General features: G+C 70.2%; 22 protein-coding genes. 7 read left to right on the top strand and 15 right to left on the bottom strand.

What is annotated here, in order from left to right:
- Window positions 1–147 precede the first annotated feature (147 nt).
- Window positions 148–540: a nuclear transport factor 2 family protein gene (locus tag KBX34_RS22030; protein ID WP_088948906.1), complete on the top strand. Its 393-nt coding sequence runs from the start codon at window positions 148–150 to the stop codon at window positions 538–540.
- A gap of 40 nt (window positions 541–580) precedes the next feature.
- Entirely contained in the window at window positions 581–796 is a 216-nt protein-coding gene (locus KBX34_RS22035) for a DNA-binding protein (protein ID WP_307871467.1), read from the top strand.
- 13 nt (window positions 797–809) lie between these two features.
- On the opposite strand, the gene KBX34_RS22040 is transcribed toward KBX34_RS22035, so the two are convergent.
- From KBX34_RS22040 to KBX34_RS22060, 5 genes are all read right to left on the bottom strand, one after another.
- Window positions 810–1,316: an SRPBCC domain-containing protein gene (locus KBX34_RS22040; protein WP_210926665.1), complete on the bottom strand. Its 507-nt coding sequence runs from the start codon at window positions 1,314–1,316 to the stop codon at window positions 810–812.
- Complete coding sequence (locus KBX34_RS22045) at window positions 1,313–2,578, bottom strand: RNA polymerase sigma factor (RefSeq protein WP_247672087.1); 1,266 nt, start codon at window positions 2,576–2,578, stop codon at window positions 1,313–1,315. The genes KBX34_RS22040 and KBX34_RS22045 overlap by 4 nt, the downstream gene beginning before the upstream one ends.
- Window positions 2,575–2,931: a YciI family protein gene (locus KBX34_RS22050; protein ID WP_199177148.1), complete on the bottom strand. Its 357-nt coding sequence runs from the start codon at window positions 2,929–2,931 to the stop codon at window positions 2,575–2,577. Before KBX34_RS22050 ends, KBX34_RS22045 begins: the two co-directional genes overlap by 4 nt.
- Window positions 2,932–3,079: 148 nt before the next feature.
- The gene (locus KBX34_RS22055; protein ID WP_210926666.1) at window positions 3,080–4,318 is read right to left on the bottom strand and encodes an MFS transporter; all 1,239 of its coding nucleotides are present in this window, start codon (window positions 4,316–4,318) and stop codon (window positions 3,080–3,082) included.
- Between the two features lie 83 nt (window positions 4,319–4,401).
- Window positions 4,402–4,683: a hypothetical protein gene (locus KBX34_RS22060; RefSeq protein ID WP_210926668.1), complete on the bottom strand. Its 282-nt coding sequence runs from the start codon at window positions 4,681–4,683 to the stop codon at window positions 4,402–4,404.
- A 94-nt stretch (window positions 4,684–4,777) separates the two neighbouring features.
- Here KBX34_RS22060 and KBX34_RS22065 point away from each other — a divergent pair, with 94 nt between their 5' ends.
- The gene (locus KBX34_RS22065; RefSeq protein WP_210926670.1) at window positions 4,778–4,987 is read left to right on the top strand and encodes a hypothetical protein; all 210 of its coding nucleotides are present in this window, start codon (window positions 4,778–4,780) and stop codon (window positions 4,985–4,987) included.
- A 730-nt stretch (window positions 4,988–5,717) separates the two neighbouring features.
- Complete coding sequence (locus tag KBX34_RS22070) at window positions 5,718–6,152, top strand: VOC family protein (RefSeq protein WP_088948899.1); 435 nt, start codon at window positions 5,718–5,720, stop codon at window positions 6,150–6,152.
- Between the two features lie 27 nt (window positions 6,153–6,179).
- Here the strand turns inward: KBX34_RS22070 and KBX34_RS22075 are convergent, their stop codons facing one another.
- The 8 genes from KBX34_RS22075 to KBX34_RS22110 form a co-directional block, all read right to left on the bottom strand.
- Window positions 6,180–7,184, bottom strand: a complete 1,005-nt coding sequence (locus tag KBX34_RS22075) for a hypothetical protein (RefSeq protein WP_210926672.1) — start codon at window positions 7,182–7,184, stop codon at window positions 6,180–6,182.
- A gap of 98 nt (window positions 7,185–7,282) precedes the next feature.
- Window positions 7,283–8,176, bottom strand: coding sequence for a hypothetical protein (locus KBX34_RS22080; protein WP_210926673.1), 894 nt, complete (start codon window positions 8,174–8,176; stop codon window positions 7,283–7,285).
- The gene (locus KBX34_RS22085; RefSeq protein WP_210926675.1) at window positions 8,173–9,258 is read right to left on the bottom strand and encodes a hypothetical protein; all 1,086 of its coding nucleotides are present in this window, start codon (window positions 9,256–9,258) and stop codon (window positions 8,173–8,175) included. The genes KBX34_RS22080 and KBX34_RS22085 overlap by 4 nt, the downstream gene beginning before the upstream one ends.
- Window positions 9,255–9,701, bottom strand: coding sequence for a DUF4188 domain-containing protein (locus KBX34_RS22090; protein WP_099854883.1), 447 nt, complete (start codon window positions 9,699–9,701; stop codon window positions 9,255–9,257). The genes KBX34_RS22085 and KBX34_RS22090 overlap by 4 nt, the downstream gene beginning before the upstream one ends.
- Window positions 9,698–11,227, bottom strand: coding sequence for a phenylacetate--CoA ligase family protein (locus KBX34_RS22095; protein WP_210926676.1), 1,530 nt, complete (start codon window positions 11,225–11,227; stop codon window positions 9,698–9,700). The genes KBX34_RS22090 and KBX34_RS22095 overlap by 4 nt, the downstream gene beginning before the upstream one ends.
- Before the next feature lie 80 nt (window positions 11,228–11,307).
- Complete coding sequence (locus KBX34_RS22100) at window positions 11,308–12,063, bottom strand: MBL fold metallo-hydrolase (protein WP_210926678.1); 756 nt, start codon at window positions 12,061–12,063, stop codon at window positions 11,308–11,310.
- 38 nt (window positions 12,064–12,101) lie between these two features.
- On the bottom strand, window positions 12,102–12,584 hold the full coding sequence (locus KBX34_RS22105; protein WP_210926680.1) for a nuclear transport factor 2 family protein: 483 nt from the start codon (window positions 12,582–12,584) through the stop codon (window positions 12,102–12,104).
- Complete coding sequence (locus KBX34_RS22110) at window positions 12,574–13,257, bottom strand: pyridoxamine 5'-phosphate oxidase family protein (protein ID WP_210926682.1); 684 nt, start codon at window positions 13,255–13,257, stop codon at window positions 12,574–12,576. The genes KBX34_RS22105 and KBX34_RS22110 overlap by 11 nt, the downstream gene beginning before the upstream one ends.
- A 110-nt stretch (window positions 13,258–13,367) precedes the next feature.
- Between KBX34_RS22110 and KBX34_RS22115 the strand changes: the two genes are divergently transcribed.
- Window positions 13,368–13,886: a CGNR zinc finger domain-containing protein gene (locus KBX34_RS22115; RefSeq protein WP_210926684.1), complete on the top strand. Its 519-nt coding sequence runs from the start codon at window positions 13,368–13,370 to the stop codon at window positions 13,884–13,886.
- A 58-nt stretch (window positions 13,887–13,944) separates the two neighbouring features.
- Here KBX34_RS22115 and KBX34_RS22120 read toward each other — a convergent pair whose 3' ends face one another.
- Both KBX34_RS22120 and KBX34_RS22125 read right to left on the bottom strand, forming a co-directional pair.
- Window positions 13,945–14,889: an acyltransferase domain-containing protein gene (locus tag KBX34_RS22120; protein ID WP_210926686.1), complete on the bottom strand. Its 945-nt coding sequence runs from the start codon at window positions 14,887–14,889 to the stop codon at window positions 13,945–13,947.
- Window positions 14,890–14,937: 48 nt separating this feature from the next.
- Window positions 14,938–15,747, bottom strand: coding sequence for an IclR family transcriptional regulator (locus tag KBX34_RS22125; RefSeq protein WP_210926687.1), 810 nt, complete (start codon window positions 15,745–15,747; stop codon window positions 14,938–14,940).
- Between the two features lie 229 nt (window positions 15,748–15,976).
- On the opposite strand from KBX34_RS22125, the gene KBX34_RS22130 reads away from it, so the two are divergent.
- Together KBX34_RS22130 and KBX34_RS22135 are read left to right on the top strand one after the other, a co-directional pair.
- Window positions 15,977–17,188, top strand: a complete 1,212-nt coding sequence (locus KBX34_RS22130) for a fumarylacetoacetate hydrolase family protein (RefSeq protein ID WP_210926689.1) — start codon at window positions 15,977–15,979, stop codon at window positions 17,186–17,188.
- Window positions 17,185–18,702, top strand: coding sequence for an aldehyde dehydrogenase (NADP(+)) (locus KBX34_RS22135; protein WP_210926691.1), 1,518 nt, complete (start codon window positions 17,185–17,187; stop codon window positions 18,700–18,702). Before KBX34_RS22130 ends, KBX34_RS22135 begins: the two co-directional genes overlap by 4 nt.
- The last annotated feature ends 70 nt before the right edge of the window (window positions 18,703–18,772 follow it).

An 18,772-nucleotide genomic window follows, 5' to 3' on the forward strand; every position in this document is an offset into this window, starting at 1 on the left:
AGCACCGTGTCGGTCGGCGTCGTCGCGGTCACCGCAGCCTCCAGCTCTTCGGGTGTGAGATGCACCTTACGACGCAGTGGACCGGTGATGACCTGCGGCTGGTCGGTTCCTGCCGCGCGTGGCCCGTCGAATGGCACAGTGATGTCCATGGACAGGACGCACGTCAACGAATGGCTCACCGCGTACGAGCGGCTGTGGCGGACGCCCGGCACGGATGCCCTGGTAACTCTCTTCACCGAGGATGCGAGCTACCAACAGGGGCCCTACTGGACACCTGTCGTCGGTCTGCCGGCCATCGCCCAAATGTGGGAGAAACAGCGCAAGGGCCCCGACGAGGTGTTCCGGATGACCAGCGAGATCGTCGCGGTCGACGGTGACACTGCCGTGTCGCGTCACGAGGTCCGCTACGGCGACCCGGTCGAGCAGGAGTACCGCGACCTGTGGGTCATGCGGTTCGCCGAGGACGGACGTTGCCGGTCGTTCGAGGAGTGGCCGTTCTGGCCGGGACAGCAGCCGGCCAACCCTCCGGACGGTTCGTGACCCGAGGCCCCGGTGGCTGGGGGCGGACTATCGTGATTCCGTGAGTACCCGAGACGTGCCCGCGCAGATCGGTGGCCTGCCGCCGATCGGGCGACCAGCCACCAGTGCCCTGCTCGAAGCCGGCATCACCACGCTCGCCCAGGTGGCCACCCACAGCCGCGGCGATCTGCTGGCCATGCACGGGGTGGGCCCGAAGGCGGTCGACATCCTGGCCGCCGCGCTGGCCGAGCAAGGGTTGGCCTTCGCGGCTTCGTAGAAGGGCCGCTGGCTCAGTCGGGCGGGTTGGCGCAGAGCGCCTCCAGCCGTTCCAGCGTCTCGGTCATGCTCGTGATCCAGCCGCGCCCGCCGTCCATCGCCGCCTGCTCGTCGGCCGGCAGCTGGGAGCAGTCATAGATTTCGGTCACGATGGTCGCGTCCGGGCCGTCGGGCGTCAGCTCGTAGGTCCACCGGTGTCCCCATCGCGCCTGAGCAGTGGCGCCGGGTGCGGTGTCCGGGTGGCCTCGGCCCGGCTCCGGTGTCCAGCCGATGCGCCGGTTCACCTCGTACTCGACGACGTGGTTGTTCATCTCGTAGTCGCCATACCGCGAGTAGTGCATCTTCATCACGAAGACGTCGCCGACGGCGGCGACCACCGCGTCCGATACGGCACCCCGCAGCATCCCGGAGCCGTCGAGATCGGTGTGTCGCCGAGGATCCGCGAGGATCCGGAAGATGTCGGCCGCTGGCGCGGCGATCCGCCGGGACACCGCGACGGGCTCGGCCCGACCACCTGTCACCGGTACGCCTCCTCGAAGGTGATCGTCGCCGACGCCTGGCGCTGGACGTCGTCGAGCCGTTCGCTGAGGAAGGCGCGTTCGACCTTGTTGTCGGTGTGGGCCAGGGCCTCCTGGTAGGCGTCCGCCGCCGGCGCCCAGCGGTTGAGTTGGCGCAGGAAGTCACCACGGGCGGCGCTGAGGTAGCCGTAGGTGGCCAGGACCGGTTCGGCGAGCAGTGGCGTCAGTGCGTCGAGACCGGCCTGCGGGCCGTCGCGCAGACCGACGGCCACGGCACGGTTGAGCTCGACCACCGGCGAGGGCCAGAGCTGGAGCAGGACGTCGTACAGCCCGACGATCTCCGCCCAGTCGGTGTCCTGCCAGGTCGGCGCCTCGGCGTGCACGGCGGCGATCGCGGCCTCGACGGCGTACCGTGTCGGCGGCCTGCGACGCAGCGCGACGGTCACCAGGGCGACCCCCTCGCTGATGAGTCGGGTGTCCCAACGCCCGCGGTCCTGCTCCGAGAGCAGTTGCAGCCGACCGGTGGCCGACAGGCGACTGTCGTCACGCGCATGGATGAGCAGCAGCAGCGCGAGCAGGCCGCTGATCTCCGTGTCGGTCGGCATGAGCAGGTGCAGCATGCGAGCGAGGTTGATCGCGCTGTCGACCAGGTCACGGCGGACAAGGTGCCCGCCGCTCGGCGCCGTGTGGCCGGTGGTGAAGATCAGATGGACGACTTCGAGGACGGCGCTGACCCGCCCGGCGAGGTGGTCGGGCGACGGCACACGGTACGGGATACGGGCAGTGGTGATCTTCTTCTTGGCCCGGGTGATCCGTGCGGCCATTGTGGGTTCCGGCACCAGGAACGCGCGGGCCACTTCCGCCGTGGACAGCCCGCACACCAGCCGCAGCGTCAGCGCGACCTGGGCGTCGCGGGACAGGGCCGGATGACAGCAGGTGAAGACGAGTCGGAGCCGATCGTCATCGAGGCCGTCCTCGGGGCCGGACACCGACTGGTCGGTCACCAGCTGCGGTAGAGCCCGACGTAACGCCGACTCGCGGCGCAGCACATCCAGCGCCCGGTTGCGGGCGGTGGTTGTCAGCCACGCACCGGGACGATCGGGGATGCCGATCTGCGGCCAGACCCGCAGCGCCTGGGCGTAGGCGTCCTGGGTGCACTCCTCCGCGAGATCGAGGTCCCGGGTCAGGCGTGCCGTCGCGGCCAGCAACTGGGTCCAGTCGCGGCGGTGCGCCTGCGCGACCGCCGCGACCACCTCGGCGCTCATCCGTGATCGACCACCGGACGGATCTCCACCCCGCTGTGCCCGGCGGAGACCTCGTACAGCCGCGAGGCCAGGCTGATCACCTCGTCGAGGTCGGGGGCTTCGATCAGGTAGTAGCCGCCCACCGCCTCCTTGGTCTCCAGGAACGGCCCGTCCGTGATGGCCAGCCGTCCGTGCGGGTCGGTGCGCAGTGTGGTCGCGACGGCAGCCGGCTCCAACTGCTGGCCGTCGAGGACGGCCGGACCGGCTGCGGCGCAGAAGGCGCCGTGGGCCTCGTCGCGCTTCCGCATCTCCTGCTGTGACATCGCGGCCCACTGCCGTTCGTCGCCGTGAATGAGGATCAGGTACTTCGCCATGTCGCGCATCCCATCGTGTGGAGCCCCGCCGGGCCCGCCTACCTCACCGACGAGTCAACCTGATCGCCGATCGACAAACGAGGGGATCAATTTTGTCGGGTGGAAGGCCGGCGGCGGTGCCCGCCGGTCCGCCGCTCTGTCGCGCGGTTCACACCCGGGCTTCGACGGGTTCCGCGGCGGCGTCGAGCGGCAGGTCGCGCATCCGGCGGACCGGGGTCGACAGGTAGATGATGGGCGACAGCACGGTGAGGGCACCGAAGATCAACAGGGTGGTACGCGCGCCGAGTGGCCCGGCCAGGAGGCCGGCAAGCAGGCTGCCGAGCGGGATGGCGCCCCAGGAGACGAACTTGACCGTGGCGATCACCCGCGACAGGAGGTCCGGCGGGCTGGCGAGCATCCGGTAGGTGCGGGTGGTCACGCTGAGCACCACCGAGGAGCCGGCGAAGACGAGGTTCCCGACGGCGAAGGCGAGATAGGCGGCGGTGCCGCTGCCCAGCGGAATGACGAGCGCCCCGGCCACCCCGACGACGGCCGCGATGACCAGGCCGCGTGCGGTGCCGACCCGGTCGGTGAACCGGGTTGTCAGCGCGGCGCCGACGAGTGTGCCGAGCCCGTCGGCGGCGAGCAGCAGCCCGACCATGAGTGGCGACGCGTGCAGCTCGCGTACCAGGTAGTACGGGAAGAGCGCGAGCATCCCGCCGCAGACGAAGTTCGTCGCGGTGGCGTCCCACATGGAGGGTCCGATGATCGGGTGTCGGAGCACGAAGTGCCAGCCCTCGCGGATCATCGTGACCATCGGTGGCCGCTCGGCCGGGCGCAGCAGACGCCGGGCCGGAAGGGTGCGCAGCAGCACGGCGGAGATCAGGTAGCTGACGGCGTCCACGAACAGCGTCGGCACCGCGCCCAGCAGCTGCACCGCGAGCCCGCCCAGGGACGGCCCGCCGAGCTGGGTGGCGGCATAGGTGCCGGAGTTGAGGCTGTTGCGCGCCTGCAACTGCGCGGCCGGAACGATCTCCGGCAGGAAGGTCTGGTTCGCCACGTCGAACAGCACGTTGGCGAAGCTCACGACCAGGGCGACCACGATCAGTTGGGCCACCGTCAGGGCGTCGAACCACCAGGCCAGGGGCACGGACGCGATGGCGAGGGCCCGGATCAGGTCCAGGGCGACCTGCGTGCCGCGCAGCGGCACGCGCTGCACGATCACCCCCGCCGGCAGGCTGATCAGCAGGTACGCGAGGTAGCCGGCCGCCGTGATCAGACCCATTTCGAGGGCCGAGGCGTGCAGCACGTTCAGCGCGGTGAGCGGCAGGGCGATCCCACCGATCGCCGAACCGAGGTGACTGGTCGTGCTGGCGCCCCACCAGCGCCAGAAGGCAGTAAGTCTCATAATGGAACTCACTATAGGGGCGCGTGCGGCGGGAGCACCACGACCAAGCGCCCCGTCCGTTGTGGACGGGGCGCTTGGTCGGTTCAGCCAAGTTGCGGGTCGAGAGCCGATCGGTCCTCGTGAGTCGTCGACGCCGAAGGGGCTACCTCGATCCGGGGTGACCGGTCCGGCGGAAGGTGGGCGGGGTCGGCGATCACGACCACATCCACTTCACCGTCGATCATCTGCTGCTCGACGGTCTCCCAGGGTGCCCGGACGATTCCCTTCAACCGGTAGTCGTGTCGACGAAGGTGTGCGAGACACATCGCGACGGCGGGCTCCGACGGTTCGATATTGGCGGGGATCCAGACAACGGCTATTTCCATGGTCTCTCCTGATCAACGTCGTGGACGCGGCTGACTGATCAGGGGTTGCCGCGGCGGCGGAGGGCCCCGCTCCACGGGCCGGCTGGTGGCGCGCATGTCGACGGCGGCGACAGTGAGCCCCCGGGACAGCGGCGAGATGGGTGGCGGATGTTCAGCTGTCGACGTCGGCACATCGACACCGCTGGCGCCGACGCCGGTGGGTGCGGACGCGACAGCCAGCACGAACGCGGGCAGCCCCGGCTCGGGGCGAGCCGGTGGGCGCGGCGTCGGCGCGGGGACCGCGATCATCGACACCTGCGTGTGACCCGCCCTCTGGGCCCGATCCCGCGCGCGGCGTTCGACGCTGCCGTGGGGGTTGTCCCGGGACACCGTCGCCGTCCCGGAGGTCGACGGTGCTGGCGGTGCCGACGGCGACGGTGGCGAGGCAGCCCGCGAAGCCGAGGCGGACGGGACGGGGGCGGTGGGCGGCGAGGACGACGACGGCACGCTTGGCCGCCGGGTCGGTATGGCGGCCGGAAGCCTGGCCGACGTCGAAGGCAGGGGGATGGCTGACGGCAGCGACAGGGGAGTGGCTGACGGCAGCGGCAGGGGAGTGATTGACGGCAGCGGCAGGGGGATGGACAGCGGCGACTCGACCACGTCGGGCAACAACGCCTCGATGAGATTCGGTGAAGTGGCGGCCGTCGCGGGGTGGGGACCGGTCGGCACTGGCACTGGCACCGGCAGTGACGACGTCGAGTCAGCGCGAGCGGGGTCAGCGCCGAGAGCCACGCCCAGTGCCACCGCACCGAGCGCGACCGCGGGCAGGCTGTGCCTCAGGCGCATCGCACAGGGGCCGTTGAGAGCCGTGTCGCCAGCCGTGCCCGGTCCGAGTCACCGGTCCGGCACCGCTGGCCGAGCGGTCGCTCCTCACTCCCTGTCGTGCGGTCCATCTGCGTTGCTTGCCCCCGGAAAACGCGGGCTACACCTTCCGTCGCGCCGCACCTGGTCAGAAGCCCGTCCACTGATGACGACGCACCCTCTATGGTGGACCGATGGCGACGGTAAGGCAGGTCCAGATCACCTTCGACTGCGCGGAACCTGAGCGCGTCGCTCGTTTCTGGTGCGAGGTGCTGGGCTACGTCGTGCCGCCCCCGCCGGAGGGGTTCGCCTCGTGGGAGGAGGTCGATCGCACGCTGCCGCCCGAGCGTCAGGGTGCCGCGTTCGCGTGCGTCGACCCCTCGGGTGTGGGCCCTCGACTGTTCTTCCAGCGCGTTCCCGAAGGCAAGGTCGTCAAGAACCGGGTGCACCTCGACGTGCGGGTCGGCACCGGGCTGGTGGGTGAGGAGCGCCTGGCCGCACTGGAGGCGGAATGCGCGCGACTGATCCCCCTCGGCGCGGCACGTGTGCAACTGCTGCGGGCCGACGGCGAGAACGAGTCGTGCCTCGTCATGCAGGACGTCGAGGGCAACGAGTTCTGTCTCGACTGAGAGCGCCGGGGACGCGTCGGTAAGGCGTCACACCACGGGATCGCGCGGTGGCGGTGGCTGACGGAGAGCGTCGCCGATGATCTCGGGCCTGCGCCGTGCCACCCCCGCGAGGAGGTCCGCGACCTGGACGCGCGGATCGTCACGGGAGTCGACCATGACGAGCCCAGCCAGGGGTGACACTCCGTCCGGCAGAGCCCAGGTCGTGTCGGCTGCCGCCGACGGTGCGCCACCGCCGGCCATCATCCGCTGGAGGCGGGTCAGTCGATCGGCCGTCAGGGCACTCTGCTCGTCGTGGGTCACCAGCACCTGCCGCTGGCCGCCGCTCCAGGACAGGACCGTTTCCGCCAGCGCCGGCAGCAGCGGTTCCAGTGGTGGGGGCACCGACCGGTCGTCGTCGAGCCGGGCCACCACGGCCCGCACATGGCCCGGGTCGAGCCCGTCGAGGACGGCGTCGGCCGCCGCGCCGAGCCTGCGGTGCAGCAGCGCGTCCCGGGCCTGGAAGAACCGCTGTACCGACTGCCGCACCGGCACCCGCCGCTTCATCCGGACGAGGTCGACGAACGCCGCCAGGAAGGCACCCCAGTCGCTGCCGGCCGAGTGTCTGGCCGTGTAGAGGGCGAGAGCGGTCGGCCGCTGGTCGAGGGCCAGCCGGGTGCCGGCCGCGTACGACGGCTCGGCCAGCAGGAACTCGACGATCCGGGTGACGAGGAAGAACTCCTTGTCGATCAGGTGGACGTGCGCGCGACCGGTCAGCGCGGTCAGGAACCACTCCAGGGCTTCGTCGGCACCCGAGCCGCGCAGGAACCGCCCGGACTTGAGCTCGTGTGGTGAGAACCGGAACCCCGACCGCAGCTCGGTGATGAGCGCGACGGCCTCGTCGACCATCAGGTCGACACTCGCGTGCGTGATCACCGGAGCGGTCGAGTGCAGCAGGTTGGTGCCCGAGAATCCCGACTCGTCGCAGGCGATCTCCACGACGGCGCCCACCACCGGGTCCCGCAGCGGCAGCCCGCCCTGAAGTGGCGATCTCACCCGCGAGCTCCCGCCATGCCGACCATGGTCACGCCTGCGCCCGCACGGGACAACCCGATTGTGTACGGCAGGGCGAGGTGACCGGGCCGGGAGGGGCGCTAGTGTCGCGCCGAGCGGACCGGCTCGGCGAGGGGCCGGCCGACGCGGAACACCGCGAGCGGTTCGCCGCCCACCCGCTCGGCCAGCCGGCTGGCGGTCGCCGGGCAGTCGACGAGTTGGCTGAGTGGATGGACCGACAGGCCGTGCCGGGCGAGCGTCAACCACGTACGCAGCAGACGCCGGCCTGCGGCGACAAGGTCGCCGTCGTCGGCGAGCAACACCAGGACGCTGCCGTCGTAGCGCAACAGACCGCGGCCGCTGGCGGCCAGCAGCGCCGGGAGGCCCAGCCGGCGGGTGACCGGGTACGCGCGAAGCGCGGCGGACAGGAACCGTGCCTCGAACCAGGACAGGGCGAGCGCCCGGTCGGTGAGTCCGTCGAGGTGGTAGCGAGGGTGGGTCGGGCTCAGCCGCAGCCAGTCACGCAGCTCGACCGCGACGGCCGGCGTGCCGAAGAGCCATCGGTCGGCGACCACCAGGTCCGACACGAGATCCCGGGTCGGGACGTGCGCGATGCCGGGGCCCAGTTCGGCGATGACGGCGGCGTCGACGCACCCGGGCGCGTACGGGCCACGGGCGACCCGGCGGGACTCGACGTCGGCGATGGTGAAGGGAGTCGTGTAGCGGTCCGCCGCGGGGACCAGTCGAGGGCCGGGGGCCGCGGTGATGGTGAGACCGAGTTCGGCGGAGACGATGAGGCACGTCTCGACGAACGCGCCGATGCCGAGGGCCAGGTCGCGCCCGGTCGGGTCGGAGTCGGGCAGGCTGCGGGCAGGATCGATGCCGATGGTGATCTCGTCCGGGTGGTACTCCGGTCGCCAGGGTTGCGTGTTGTGCGCGCTCGGCGCCCGGCGGCAGATCGCCTCGTTGGCCCGCAACCGCTCGACCCAGTTCACGCGACCGCCGCCTTCTCGTAGAAGGTGTACCCGTGCAGTGGCCGGCCGCCGGCCCGCCGGTACTGGGCGGCCGAGGCGATGTTCGTCCGTTCGACGAAGGTGCTGCGCAGCGTGCGGTAGCCGAAGCTGGCGAGGTTGCGGTGCAGCTCCCGGGACAGCAGCGTCAGGTACCCCTTGCCCTGCTCGTCGGGCACGGTGCCCTTGATGATGAGGACGGCGTCGCTGCGGTAGCGGCGGCGGGTGGCGAGCAGCCGGAGCTGGTTGGGTATACCGAGCCGGCCACCGACGCGCATGAGGTATTCGGAGATGTCCGGCACGGTGACGACGAACGCGACCGGCCTGCCGGCCTTCTCCAGCCAGAGGAGCAGCGCCTCGTCCAGCAGGAACGCGAGACCGTCGGTCTGCTCCGCCAACTGCTCGGCGGAGATGTCGGTGTAGTAGCCGAGTTGCGCGAAGCTCGCGTTGAGCATTCGCCGCAGGATCGGCAGTTGGCCGCGTAGACGCCACCGGGAGCCGTGCCGGACGACGAGCTGTTCGGCGGCGATCCGGGCGTCGTCGAAGACGAAACCGTGGTCCTGGTCCGCGACGGCCGTGCCGTGGAGGTCGACCAGCCAGGTGTCGGCCTCGAAGCGACGGTGGAAGCCGTGCCGTTCGTACATGTGCGGGTAGTAGGCGGGGTTCCACGCGGAGTCCACGAAGCCGCGGTCGGCGAAGCCCGAGGTGATCACGCCGCCAGTCTGGTTGGGCAGCAGTGCCACCGGTCCGAACAGTGGCCGACCGTCGGCCCTGGTCTCGAGCGCGTCCATGATGGCGGCGAAGACGTCGTCGTCCTCGACGAACTCGGTGTGCCCGAACAGCTGTCGGGGGCCCACCTTGGCGTCGAAGGCGGCACTGCGGTGCATGCTGGTGCGCCCCACGACCACACCATGGCGGTCGCGGACCAGGAACAGGTCGGCGGTGCGGCGGTGGGCCGCGATGACCGACGACAGCAGGGGTACGTACCGGTCGCTCGGGTGCAGCTGCAGCGGGAAGTCGACGAAAGCCCGCAGGTCGGCCCGGGATCGCACCGGATCCAGTCTCATCCGCGGTGCACCGGTGGGCCGGCCGTCTCGGTGGAGAGCGGGGTGAAGGTCGGTATGTGCGCCATGCCGTCCGACTCGGCGCGCCAGATGCCGTTGCTGTAGCCCTCGGGCTCGGCGTTGTACAGGCGGATGTAGCCACCGGTCGCGTTCGTGGTGCCGTGATCGGTCACCCAGCACATGAGGTCGCGGTGGTGGCGGCTGCGGGCGAACGTCAGCAGTGCGTCGCGGTCGCTGAAGAAGGCGATGGTGCCGAGCGTGAAGGGAAACTGGTAATACACGGTGTGCCAGCGGTACCCCTTCATCCGTCTCATCTGCCGGACCATCCGGAACCAGGTCCGGGTGAGGGTGAAGATCGAGCGCGGCCCCCGATAGCGGGTGGCCCCGACGAACATGGCGGTCGCCTGGCCCACCGGGGGAGCCGCGGAGAAGTCGGTGGTCCTCACGCCGGCACGCCCCTCACCAGGTAGACGTTCTTGATCGTGGAGCCTGCGCCGGCGAACGGGCCGGTGCCGTACTCGTGGATCTCCACCCGCAGGTCGGCTGCGGACGGGTCCTCGGCGAGGGACTCGGCGAAGTCCCGACTGACCTCGGCGAGGTGACGCAGCACCCCGGCACGGCAGGTGTGGGCGAGGGCTCGCCGTTCGTCGGGGCTGAGCGCCACGCCGTCGCGAAGTTGCAGGTTGACCACCGGTCGGCTCTCCAGGTCGGCCTGCTCGACCACCTGGAGGCAGAAACTCTGCAGCAGGTGCGCCTGGGGGTTGTTGGTGTAGAGGCCGTACTCGACGTCCTGCGGATAGATGTTGGCGCCCATGTAGGAGATCGTGCTGTCCTTCCGGCCGTACAGGAAAAGCAGCGGCAGCCGCATCCGGTCGACCTGCCAGGCGCGGTCCGCGGCGGGGTCGGTGATCGCGGCCACGACATCGGGGTACGAGATCAACCGGCCCTCGTCGCCGATGTTGTAGCGGACCCGGGGATTGAGCACCGCCGTCGAGTTGATGGTGCAGAGCACCTCGTTGTCCGCAGTGGTCTCCAGGTAGGTCTCCAGCGGGTTGTACTGGAAGATCATCGGCAGGCGGTGCTCGTCGGCGCCGAGCAGGGCGGCCCGCAGTGCGGCGTCGGTCCGCAGTCGTCGACGCACCCAGACGCTGAAGTCGCTCTCCCCGGCGATGCCGATGGTGAGGTCGCTGGCCCCATAGCCGGAGCGCACCTTCAGGAAACGTTCCTGGAGGTAGTCGCGCAGCGCCTCGGTCATCCCCTCGCCGCCGACGAGACCGCTGATGCGGTAGTCGGCCCACGGGAAGTCCTCGGCGTCGAGCTTGTCGCGCAGGTGCTTGAGGAACGGCGGGTACGCGGTCACGATGTAGTCGAAGCCGGGCCCGAAGTAGCGCAGGGTGTCCGCGATCTTCTGGAGGTCGGGCCCGGTGTTCTTCACCATCGCGATGGTGGACATGGCGATGCCGGTGTTGGTGCCGGTGGCCCAGGCGCCCATCGAGTATGCGTTGATGACGAACCGCCGCTTCGACGGGAACACCATTGTCGCGTAGCCGGCCAGGTTCTTGTGCACCGATCGCAGCTCACGGCGGCTGCGGATCCAGTTGAACGGTTGCCCGGACGAGCCCGACGACTCGTCGACCACGCTGCCGGCGATCTCGATCTCACCGTGCCGGCAACGCTGCGCCTCCGAGTACGCCTGCACGTACGACCGCTTGTCGGTCGGGGGGTACGACGACAGGTCGAACCACCGGAACCGCCAGTTGCCACGGCGCAGGAAGTCGCCGTACGCGGGGACGTCGATCGCGGCGAACTGGCACGTCATCCAGGCGTGCAGTCGGGCGAAGTGACCCATGTACGGGCGGTATTGACGTGCCGTGAGCCGCCACACCGCCGGATGGATCCGGTAGAGCGTGTAGAGCCAGGTCAGAGCGAAGCTCGAGGATCGCAGCGTCCACCGGCGCAGGAATGTGACCACGCGGCAACGCTATCGAGCCGCCGGGGCAGGCGCCTGACGGCGGGTACTCAGGCGTCGTTGAGTACGTTGTGGACTCTTCGTCAGACGGTCGTCGAGTCGCCGGGACGCAGGTCGACGAGCAGATTCCGCACGCCGGCCTCCTCGAAGGCCCGTACGACGTCGTCGGCATCCTGGGTGTAGTGCCCCCAGCCGTCCTGGTGAACAGGGATCACCGCCCGGGCGCCGAGCAGGGCCGCCGCTCGGGCCGCCAGGTCAGCCGTCAAGGTGAGGAACCCGTCTCCGCGTACGGCGATCCGGGCCGCGCCGAGATTGAGGAATGCGATCTCGATCGCCGGAAACTGCTCCGCGACGACGGCCACGACGTCGAGGGAGGCGTTGTCACCGCTGACGTAGACCGTTGGCCAGTCGGTCGCCTCCAGCACGAAGCCGACCACGGGGCCGTTGTGCACGCCGATCTCCGGCGTTCCGTGCAGCGCCGGAACCGCTGTGACGCGGATGTCGCCGGCCTCGGCGTGCGCGAACGGCCGGAGGCCGACCGCACCGGGGCCGAGATTCGGTGCCCCAGCGGCGGTGGTGAACACCCGTGGGGCCCGGCGGGCGAACTCCCGCCCGGAGATGTCCAGGTTGTCGATGTGGTGCTCGTGCGACACGAGCACCACGTCGACCTGGCCGAGGTCCTCGGGCGCTGCGCTCGGGCCGGTGAGCTTGATCGCCGTCACGGGGCCGTTCTGGTACGTCCGCGGATCGTCGAAGGTCGGGTCCAACACGACGCGCGAGCCCGCGTAGTCGAACACCGCCGTCGGGCCGCCGAGGGAGCGTACGGTCAGCTTGTTCATGGTTTTTCTCCCTGGTCTTGCCGTGGTGCCGGCGGTTGTCACCGCAGCGGTATGTCGGTGTCGTCGCCTGCGGGCCTCCGCCCGTGGATGCGGCGCTCCTCGGCGGAGATGGGGACGTCGTTGATGCTGGCCTCCCGGCGGGCCATGTAGCCGCGCTCGTCGAACTCCCACTGTTCGTTGCCGTAGCTGCGCCACCATTGGCCGGCGGCGTCGTGCCACTCGTACTGGAACCGCACGGCGATACGGTTTTCGTGGAACGCCCACAGTTGTTTACGGAGCACGTAGTCGAGTTCGCGTTCCCACTTGTCGGTCAGGAACGCTTCGATCTCGTGGCGGCCGGTGAGGAAGGTCGACCGGTTGCGCCAGATGCTGTCGGGTGTGTAGGCGGCGGCCACGCGCTGCGGGTCGCGGGTGTTCCAGGCGTCTTCGGCGGCCTGCACCTTGATTCGTGCGGTTTCGGCGTCGAACGGCGGCAACGGGTGCCGCGGCGGCGCGTTCGGGTCGGGGGCGTCAGTGCTCATGGCTGTCCCTGTCTCGCTGATCGTCGGGTAGGGCGTGGCCGTGCAGTTGTGCGCGTAGGGCGTGGTTGTCCGCGCGCAGGCGTGTCAGTTCGTCGCGTATCGGCGCGAGCGCGTCCGCGAGTTCCGCCTCACTGAAGCGGGGCGTGATGTGTTGCGGGCAGTTCCAGTCGTAGCCGTGCACGTCGACGGTGATCAGCCGTTCCACCTTGCCCGTCTGGCCGGGCACGTTCAGCCTCTCCAGCAGGCCCTCGGATGCCCGGTCCCGGACGTCGGTAACGCGGGCCGTGCCGATGATCTTGAGTCGCTGCTGGTGGGCGTAGTCCATGAGCAGCAGCGACACCCGCGGCGAGGTGCCGAGGTTGCCGACGGACAGGTACTGCCGGTTGCCGCGCAGATCGGCCCAGCCGAGCACGCTGTGCCCGTCGGTGGGGTCGAGAACGCGCAGGAAGCCGGGCGGCCCACCGCGGTGCTGCAGATACGGCCAGCCGTTCTCGCCGACGGTGGCGAGGTAGAAGTTGTCGCGTTCGGCGATGAAGGCGGTCTCGTCGGCGCCGAGCATCGCGTCCGTGTCCCAGCCGGCGACCATGCGCGCGATGGCGGGGCGGCTGCCGTAGCGCTGTTGCGCGGCGACCACCGAGGCGCTGGTCAGTTCCTGTAGGTAGCGATGTGGCATGGCGGACGCCCTCCGAACTCGGGTCTAACCCCCTTGGCTTAGTTAGCCGGTTAGAAGGTACGCCGCCCTGCCTAACCTGTCAAACGGCGAACGGTGGTAAGGTTGGCGCCATGACACGTCGGCCGCTGGTGGGCGAGCCCCTCGCACTGGACCTGGTCAACACCCAGTGGGTCGAGCGGGGCCGCATGGTCGACCTGTTCGACGAACCCGACGGGCTGCGAGACTGGCTCGCCGAGCACCGACTGCCGGGGGAGCCCGCGTCGGTGGAGATGCCGCTGCGCGAGGCGCGCGCGGCGCTGCGTCGCGTCCTGGAGCAGCCCGGCGAGGACGCCGAACGGGCGGTCAACGCGATCCTCGCCCGTGGCGCCTCGCGCTACACGCTCCGGCAGGGGGCCGTGCAGGAGCACCATGACGTGGACACCGAATGGCTTCCGTCGTGGCAGGCGGCCGTCAACTACCTGGAGTTGCTTCGCCAGCAACCCAGCCGCATCCGTGCCTGCGGCAACTCCGCCTGCATCCTGCACTTCTACGACACGTCGCGAAACGGCACCCGACGCTGGTGCTCAATGGACGGTTGCGGCTCTCGCGCCAAAGCGGCCCGGCACTACCAACGGCATCGCGTCACCTGAGCACGCGGGGCGTCGGTGGCTCTCGTCGGCTGCGCTCTCGTCGGCGGCCAGGGACTGGTCAGATCGGGAAGCGACCGCGGCGCCACTGCCAGTGCCGGCCGGCCTTCAGGTGATCGACGATCGCGCGCTGGAGCACACTGCCGCGTGGCAGCTCGTCGAGCGGCGTGGTGAGGCTGCGGAACGCGAACCGCAGCACCTCCACGTCGGCGTCGGGCCCCTCCTGCTCGTCGTAGGGCTCCAGCTCGAACCTCCGCTGGAACCGGACGATGTTGGAGTCCTCGGGCAGGTATTCCCGCAGCTGCGGGTCGAGCAGCCAGGAGCCGCAGGCGAAAGCCGTGTAGTGCTCGTCAGGAAAGTGGCGCGGGAAGAACGCGCGGGCCTCGTCGAGCGACGCCGCGACCGCCTCCGGGGTCAGCGGTCCCGACTCGGGGATGTGCAGGTCGATGGCGCTGACACCGCGCTGGTGCTGCAACCGCCCCAGCTCGAACAGGCCACCGCGCGCGTGCAGGGTCAGCCAGCTCTGCATCACCGGCCAGCCCTCGCCGCGCATCCGCCGGTCGACAGCGAGGTTGCGGCCCAGGTCCGCCAGGGTCACCCAGGACACGGCGTCGGCGATGCCGTGATCGCGGTGGTACGCCGTGACGACGTCGACCAGGGCCAGGTACGCGTACACGTAGAGATGCCGCCACGCCGGGCCCCGCTCGCGCGGCAACTCCGGCCCCGGCGACAGCCAGCCGTAGCCGCCGAGGTCGGCGCGGACCAGGGCGATCGACCGGTCCAGCAGCCAGCGCAGCTCCGGGGTCCAGTGTGGTGAGTCGGGGTCGGGCCAGCCGGCCATGATCTCGGTGGTGTCGTCCGGTCGCACCGCGAGCCGGCCGAGGATCGCGCGCGCGTCGGCCTTGTCGGGCAGCGGCGCCGACGGCCGGTCACCGGCGAGTTGGTGCACGCGTTCGACGTCCTCGACGGGCACCCCGAGTCGGGCGGCGGTCTCGTCCAGCTCCACGGCGGCGATTCTAACGGTCGCCGGGGCCGTCCTCGTGCCGCTGTTTCGTCAGCTGGTTGTGTTCGTCAGGCGGTCGTCGTCGACCGAGCCGTCAGTGCTCGCGGGTGATGGAGGTGTGTAGCCCAGTTCGGACGAGATCTGGTCCGCGGTCCTCAGCAGGAGCGGAAGGGCGCTCTTCAACTGGTCGAGGCTCGCGATGACCTCGATCGCCGTCATCGAGGCGGCGGCGATGACCTGCCCTCGTGAATCCCTGACCGGTGCGGCGACACACATCACGTACGCGTCGTGTTCGCCGTTGTCCGTGGCCCAGCCCTGCTCCCGGATGCGGGCCAACTCGGTCGCGAGCGACTCGGGGTCGGCGAAGGTGGTGTCGGTGAACCGCTCGAAGACGACGGGGGACAGGAGGCGGTCGCGCTCGTCCTGGGGTAGGTAGGCCAGGATCGTCTTGCCGACGGCGCTCGCGTAGATCGACACCGCGCGGCCGACCCGGGACGGCAGCTTGACGGCGTCGAACGCCGGGCTGTCCACCTTGTCGATGTAGATGATCTCGTCACCGGTCAGTTGCGCCAGGTGCACGGTGTGGCTGGTCTGGCGTTGCAACGCACGCAGGTGTGCGGCGGCGAACTGGCGTAGGTCCATCGAGCCGAGCGCGAGCTCGGACAGCTCGATCACGCCACTGCCGAGCACATAGGTGCCCGCGCCGGTCCGGCGCACGAAGCGCGCGGACTCCAGTGTCTGGAGGATGCGCAGGGCCGTGGACTTGTGGACGCCGAGCACGTCCGCCGCCTCCGTGAGCGACAGCGGGTGCTCCGCCGACCGACGGACGAGGTCGATCGCACGGCGAATCGATTGCGCCAAGGCCCTGTCTCCCTCCGCGCGGCGGAGCATCACCGCCACTGCGATTGCATAATACGCAATGAGGGTAATGCTATGCGCAACCAGCGCTTGACAGCGTTGCACATGGCGCTACGATCGTTGCAATTTCATACGCCTGACGCTGACTCGTATCCACTCCGGATGTACCAGGACGCCGTCTGTGACATCCGCCCCGGGGCGAGCAATCCTTCTTCGACCTGGGGAGCGGCTCATGACGGTGCCACGGCCCCGGCGCACGACCCCGGGCGCGGGCTGGGCCGGTACCGCCGTCGAGGCGCTGCCGGACGACGCCGACGACAGCGTCCTCGTCGGCCGGATCTGGGACCCGTCCGTCGACGGACCCTCGCCCGTGACCGTCCGAAACGGCGATGTCTTCGACATCAGCCGGCGGTTCCCGACCGTCCGGGACATCTGCGAGCTTCCCGACCCCGCCGCGACGGTGGCCGGGCTCGACGGGCCGCGGGTGGGCGACCTCGGGGAGATACTGGCCAACACCGAGGCCGAGACCCGCGACCCTACGCGGCCCTGGCTGCTCGCCCCGGTCGACCTTCAGGTGCTCAAGGCCGCCGGCGTGACCTTTCCCGTCTCGATGATCGAACGCGTCATCGAGGAACGGGCCCGGGGAGACCTGGCGCTCGCGGGGGACATCCGACGCCGAATGCTCGCCGACGTCGGTGTCGACCTGCACAGCCTGGCTCCGGGCTCGGCGGAGGCGGAGCGGCTCAAGGATCTGCTGGTGGCCGAGGGCATGTGGAGTCAGTACCTGGAGGTGGGGATCGGCCCGGACGCCGAGATCTTCACCAAGGGTCAGATCCTGTCCGCCGTCGGCACCGCCGTTCCGGTCGGCGTGCTGGCCACGTCGACCTGGAACAACCCGGAGCCCGAGGTCACGCTCATCGTCCAGTCCAGTGGCCGGATCGTCGGCGCCACCCTCGGCAACGACGTGAACCTGCGGGATGTGGAGGGCCGGTCGGCGCTGTTGCTTCCGCTGGCGAAGGACAACAACGCCTCGTGTGCCCTCGGCCCCCTGATCCGGCTCTTCGACGACCGGTTCGGCATGGATCGGGTCCGCGAACTCGAGGTCAGCCTGGAGGTCCGCGGGTTGGACGGCTTCCTCCTGGAGGCGGTGTCCGAGATGACCCGGATGTCGCGGGACCCGGAGGACCTCGTGCGGCAGTTGATCGGCCCGCACCACAGCTATCCCGACGGTGCCGCCCTGATGCTGGGCACGATGTTCGCGCCCATCCAGGACCGCGACCGCGCAGGCGAGGGCTTCACCCACAAGGTCGACGACGTCGTACGGATCAGCTGCCCGGCACTCGGCACCCTGGTCAACCGGGTGTGGCACGCGGAGGAGTGCGAGCCCTGGCACTTCGGCGTCCGCGATCTGATGGGCAATCTGGGGAGGAGAGGGCTGCTGTGAACGTGGTCAACACTGTCGATCCGCGCGACGGTCGGCGTCGCGCGACCGATCTCAACGAGACGGACGAGTCTCGGCTGGAGGTTGTCGCCGGCCAGGCGTCCCGTGCCGCGCAGTGGCTCTCCGCCCTGGGCAGAATCGGCAGGGCGGAGATGCTGGACCGCGTCGCCGAGTCCCTGGAGTCGCGTCGCGCGGACCTGGTCGCCGTCGCGGAGGCGGAGACCGGCTTGAGTCAGGCGCGGCTCGAAACGGAGCTCACCCGGTCGGCTCTCCAGTTCCGGATGTTCGGCGACGTCCTGCGCGACGGCGGGTACGTCGAGGCGGCCATCGACCACGCCGCCGACACCCCCATCGGGCCCGGCCCCGACCTGCGGCGGATGCTCGTGCCCCTCGGGCCGGTCGCCGTCTTCGGAGCCAGCAACTTCCCCTTCGCCTTCTCGGTCGCCGGAGGCGACACCGCCTCCGCGCTCGCCGCGGGTTGTCCCACGGTCCTGAAGGCCCACCCGTCGCACCCGCTGACGTCGCACGCCTCCGCCGACGCGATCGGGTCGGCCATTCGCGACCTGGGCGGGCCCGACGGCGTGATCACCACCGTGTACGGGGAGCAGTCCGGCCGGTCGCTGGTGCGCCACCCCGCGATCCGCGCGGTCGCGTTGACGGGCTCCGTCGGCGCCGCCCGGGCCATCCAGGCGGCCATCGACGAACGACCCGACCCGATTCCCCTCTACGCCGAGCTGAGCAGCGTCAACCCGATCGTCGTCCTGCCGGGCGCGGCCGCCGACCGGGCAGACGCGATCGCCGAAGGGCTGTTCGCCTCCTTCACGGCCTCGGGTGGTCAGCTGTGCACCAAGCCTGGTCTGGCGTTCATCCCGGCGGATCCGGGCGGTGAGCACCTGGTCGACAGGCTGCGGGGGAGGGTCGCCTCGGCGGGCGGCACGGTCCTGTTGAACGAGCGCATCCGGGACGCCTATGAGAGCGGCGCGACGGCTTTCGAGCAGGCCGGTGCGCGTGTCTCGGCCCGGCCCCAGGTCGAGACACGCGAGGGCTTCACCGTCGCGCCGACCCTGCTGGAGGTCGACCTGCCGGGACTCACCGCCGAGATCGCCGGCGAGTGCTTCGGACCGCTCATGGTCGTGGTCCGGTATCGCGACGTCGCCGAACTCGACGCCGTGCTGGCGACCGTCCCGCCGTCACTGACCGGTTCCGTCCATCGTGGACACGACGATGACGCAGATGCCGTGCGCGGGCTGGTCGACGTGCTCGCCGCCCGCTCGGGTCGGATCGTCTTCGACGGCTATCCCACCGGTGTCCGCGTGTCGTGGGCTCAGCACCACGGCGGGCCCTGGCCGTCGACCAACGCCGTGCACACCTCGGTGGGCGCCACGTCGATCCGACGGTTCCTCCGTCCGCTGGCGTGGCAGGACGCCCCGGAGTGGATCCTCCCCGACGAGCTTCGGGACGCGTACACCGCCATTCCGCGCCGAGTCGACGGGAAATTGGAACCGAAGGGGGAGTAGCCGCGCCGTCGGTCGCTCCCGCACGTGCCCCTGGTCCCGATGTCACCAGCCAGACCCGCCGGCTCGCAGA

Origin of the sequence: Micromonospora sp. M61 (assembly GCF_018070245.1) — a bacterium.
GTDB classification, from domain to species: Bacteria; Actinomycetota; Actinomycetes; order Mycobacteriales; family Micromonosporaceae; genus Micromonospora; species Micromonospora zamorensis.

What these genes read in the sequence shown, in the direction of transcription:
- KBX34_RS22030 (WP_088948906.1), top strand. Translation starts at nt 148, where the DNA reads ATGGACAGGACGCACGTCAACGAATGGCTCACCGCGTACGAGCGGCTG.
- KBX34_RS22045 (WP_247672087.1), bottom strand. Translation starts at nt 2,578, where the DNA reads ATGAGCGCCGAGGTGGTCGCGGCGGTCGCGCAGGCGCACCGCCGCGAC.
- KBX34_RS22050 (WP_199177148.1), bottom strand. Translation starts at nt 2,931, where the DNA reads ATGGCGAAGTACCTGATCCTCATTCACGGCGACGAACGGCAGTGGGCC.
- KBX34_RS22055 (WP_210926666.1), bottom strand. Translation starts at nt 4,318, where the DNA reads ATGAGACTTACTGCCTTCTGGCGCTGGTGGGGCGCCAGCACGACCAGT.
- KBX34_RS22060 (WP_210926668.1), bottom strand. Translation starts at nt 4,683, where the DNA reads ATGGAAATAGCCGTTGTCTGGATCCCCGCCAATATCGAACCGTCGGAG.
- KBX34_RS22065 (WP_210926670.1), top strand. Translation starts at nt 4,778, where the DNA reads ATGTCGACGGCGGCGACAGTGAGCCCCCGGGACAGCGGCGAGATGGGT.
- KBX34_RS22070 (WP_088948899.1), top strand. Translation starts at nt 5,718, where the DNA reads ATGGCGACGGTAAGGCAGGTCCAGATCACCTTCGACTGCGCGGAACCT.
- KBX34_RS22085 (WP_210926675.1), bottom strand. Translation starts at nt 9,258, where the DNA reads ATGAGACTGGATCCGGTGCGATCCCGGGCCGACCTGCGGGCTTTCGTC.
- KBX34_RS22100 (WP_210926678.1), bottom strand. Translation starts at nt 12,063, where the DNA reads ATGAACAAGCTGACCGTACGCTCCCTCGGCGGCCCGACGGCGGTGTTC.
- KBX34_RS22105 (WP_210926680.1), bottom strand. Translation starts at nt 12,584, where the DNA reads ATGAGCACTGACGCCCCCGACCCGAACGCGCCGCCGCGGCACCCGTTG.
- KBX34_RS22110 (WP_210926682.1), bottom strand. Translation starts at nt 13,257, where the DNA reads ATGCCACATCGCTACCTACAGGAACTGACCAGCGCCTCGGTGGTCGCC.
- KBX34_RS22115 (WP_210926684.1), top strand. Translation starts at nt 13,368, where the DNA reads ATGACACGTCGGCCGCTGGTGGGCGAGCCCCTCGCACTGGACCTGGTC.
- KBX34_RS22130 (WP_210926689.1), top strand. Translation starts at nt 15,977, where the DNA reads ATGACGGTGCCACGGCCCCGGCGCACGACCCCGGGCGCGGGCTGGGCC.